This is a genomic window from Acidithiobacillus sp. TH-A35 (genome assembly GCF_057473505.1).
In genome coordinates this window covers 1-2,949 of the sequence record NZ_JBYCKR010000237.1, presented here as the reverse complement: position 1 = coordinate 2,949, position 2,949 = coordinate 1, and the positions used below count along the sequence as shown (strand labels likewise).

Sequence of the window (2,949 nt, the reverse complement as noted above, 5' to 3'; positions counted from 1 at the left end):
TGGCGCTGAAGGGTATCTCTTTGGTGGTGTTGCCCAATGCCGCGCCAATTTTTGATATTGATGCGGCACTCGCTGCGCAACAAGAAATCATACCCGGCAATATTTATACAGATTATCTTCTGGATCGGGGTGATGTTGCGGAGGGGGAGCATCTTGCCGATGTCGTCATCGAAGAGCGCTTTCTCACCCCGTCCCAGGAGCAACTCTATATTGAGCCGCAAGGGATGCTGGCGCATTTGCAGAAAGACGGCAGCATTCTGGTAGAAGGTTCCATGCAGTGTCCCTACTACGTGCTGGACGCGTTGGTTCAGTGTATGGGGATGGATAAGGATCATCTGCGGGTGGTGCAAAGTACCACTGGTGGGGCCTTTGGCGGCAAGGAAGATTACCCCTCGGTGATTGCTTGCCATGCGGCGTTGCTGGCGCTCAAAGCGGGGGGCCGTTCGGTAAAACTTGTTTATGAGCGGGGCGAGGATTTGCGGGTGACGCCCAAGCGTCATCCTTCCCGTACCCTGATTAGTCTGGGGGCCAACAAGGCCGGAGAATTGCAGTTTATCGATATGGATTTCGCCATTGATGGCGGGGCTTATCGTACCCTCAGTCCGGTAGTGCTCTCCCGTGGTGTTATTCATGCACCGGGACCATATAAGTGCGCCCACATCCGGGTCAGGGGGCGCGCCGTCGCGACCAACCATCCGCCCTTTGGTGCATTTCGCGGATTTGGTGCGCCGCAAAGCATTTTTGCCATGGAAGTGGCCATGGACCGGCTGGCGAGAAAACTGGCTATGGACCCTGCCGAATTGCGCCGGATAAATTTGTTGCGCACCGGCGATGTGAATCCCACGGGTGATGTGGTGGGTGCTGACTGTTTTGCCCATGCCACCCTCGATGTGGCATTGGAACATACGCATTATTACCAGCGGCTGGCGGAGTACAGGGCCTGGAATGCGGCCGGACATCAGACCCGCAAAGGCATTGGTCTGGCGACTTTTGCCCATGGTGCCGGTTTTACCGGCAACGGTGAATTGCATCTGGCGTCCCGGGTCTCTCTGCAAGCCCTGGCCAATGGGCACGTCGAAATTCTCTGTTCCAACACCGAAATGGGGCAGGGTGCGGCGACCACGCTGGTCCAGATTGCGGCTGACGCGCTGGGCCTGCCCATGGATCGCGTGCATCTGGCGCAGGCGGATACCTCCAGGGTGCCAAATTCCGGACCGACGGTCGCCTCCCGCACCTGTATGGTGGTCGGGGAGCTCATCCAGAAGGCGGCGGGACAATTATTGCAACGGCTACGGGAAACGGCGGAGTTGGCGGCGCCTCATGACGCACAAAGTTTTGCCGCAGCGTGTGCCCGGCTGTGCGCAGTCGCCGGGGATACGCTGGTGACCGCACAGTACCAGCCGCCGACGGACATGCGTTGGGATGAGCAGGCCTTTTTGGGGCGGGCTTACGCCAGTTATGCCTGGGCGGCTTATATTGCCGAAGTGGAAGTGGATGTGTTGACGCTCGAAACGCGGGTGCTTGATTTTACCGCGGTACAGGAAATCGGCGATGCGGTGCATCCGGTGATTGTGCAGGGCCAGATTGAGGGGGGTGTTGCCCAGGGTATTGGTTATGCCCTCTATGAGGATGTGCTCTGGAATGAGCGCGGGGTCATGGCCAATGACCGTCTGACCAATTACATCATACCCACCAGCGCGGATTTGGGATTTATGCACGTGGTGTTGCTGGAAGGTGGCTTGGGAGCTGGTCCTAAAGGGGCGAAAGGCGTCGGTGAATTACCCATGGATGGTCCAGCACCCGCTATCGTCAATGCGATTCAGCAGGCCTTGGATATCGATATTTGCCAGATTCCGGTCAAGCCCGAAATGCTGCTGGAGCTAACGATGAGCAGAGGGAATTGATCATGTCGACGACGATGCGCATCAATGGTGAAGCATTTCAGAGCAGCTCAGCGCCGAATGCCCGTTTACTAGATGTATTGCGTAATGAATGCGACCTCAAGGGGACCAAAGAAGGTTGCGGCGAAGGAGAATGTGGCGCCTGCGCGGTGCTGGTGAATGGCAGGCTGGTGAATAGTTGCCTGGTTCCTCTTGGGCAGATGGAACGGGCGGAGATTACCACGGTAGAGGGCCTTCCCGAAGATAGTGCTCTGGCACAAGCTTTTGTTCAGTGCGGTGCTACCCAGTGCGGAATTTGTACACCGGGTATGATGCTCGCGGCGACCGCTCTGTTGGCGGAGCATGCGAATCCGACCCTGGAGGAGATTCGCTGGGGCCTGAGCGGCAATCTCTGTCGCTGTACCGGGTATGGGCGCATTTATGCGGCCATCGCCCAGGCTGCCGGAGGGGTTGCTGATGTCTGATTGGATAAGGCCGCGACATTTGCCGGAAGCCCTGGAGATATTGGCGACAGCCCCCGGCCCATATCGGGTGATTTCGGGCGGGACCGACCTTATGGTGGAGAGTCATCTCGCCCCGGAGCGGCGCCCGGAGTCCTGGCTGGACATCAGCGGACTGCAGGAGTTGCAGGGGCTGCAGATTACGGAAGAGGGTATCCGGATTGGCGCCGCTACTTCCCTGGAAGCGATTCGCCGGCACGCGGAAGTGGTCGCCCACTGGCCGATGCTGGCCGCCTCGGCGGCGGTGACTGGGGCGCCGCCCATTCAAAACCGCGCCACGCTGGGTGGCAACGTCTGCAATGCCTCCCCTGCGGCGGACAACGCGCCGGTATTGCTGGCTTATGGCGCACGTCTGGAGATCGCCCATCATCACGGCTTGCGCTGGTTGCCTTATGGAGATTTCCATCTGGGGTATCGCAAGACGGCCTTGCAGCCCGGAGAGTTACTCAGCGCGCTCTGGATTCCTTACCCCCCAAAACGCAGTCGCGGCTATTTTCGGAAGGTCGGAACACGGGCAGCACAAGCTATTGCCAAGGTGAGTATCGCGG

3 protein-coding genes are annotated in these 2,949 nt (G+C 58.8%); all 3 read left to right on the top strand.

Annotation, left to right across the window (positions count from 1 at the left end; genetic code table 11):
• On the top strand, positions 1-1,904 hold a 1,904-nt coding region (locus AC2VNK_RS07915), incomplete at its 5' end, for a xanthine dehydrogenase family protein molybdopterin-binding subunit (protein WP_486883400.1).
• Positions 1,905-1,906: 2 nt separating this feature from the next.
• Entirely contained in the window at positions 1,907-2,365 is a 459-nt protein-coding gene (locus AC2VNK_RS07910) for a (2Fe-2S)-binding protein (RefSeq protein ID WP_486883399.1), read from the top strand.
• Positions 2,358-2,949: FAD binding domain-containing protein (locus AC2VNK_RS07905; protein ID WP_486883398.1), on the top strand; the 592-nt coding region annotated here is incomplete at its 3' end. The genes AC2VNK_RS07910 and AC2VNK_RS07905, both read left to right, overlap by 8 nt.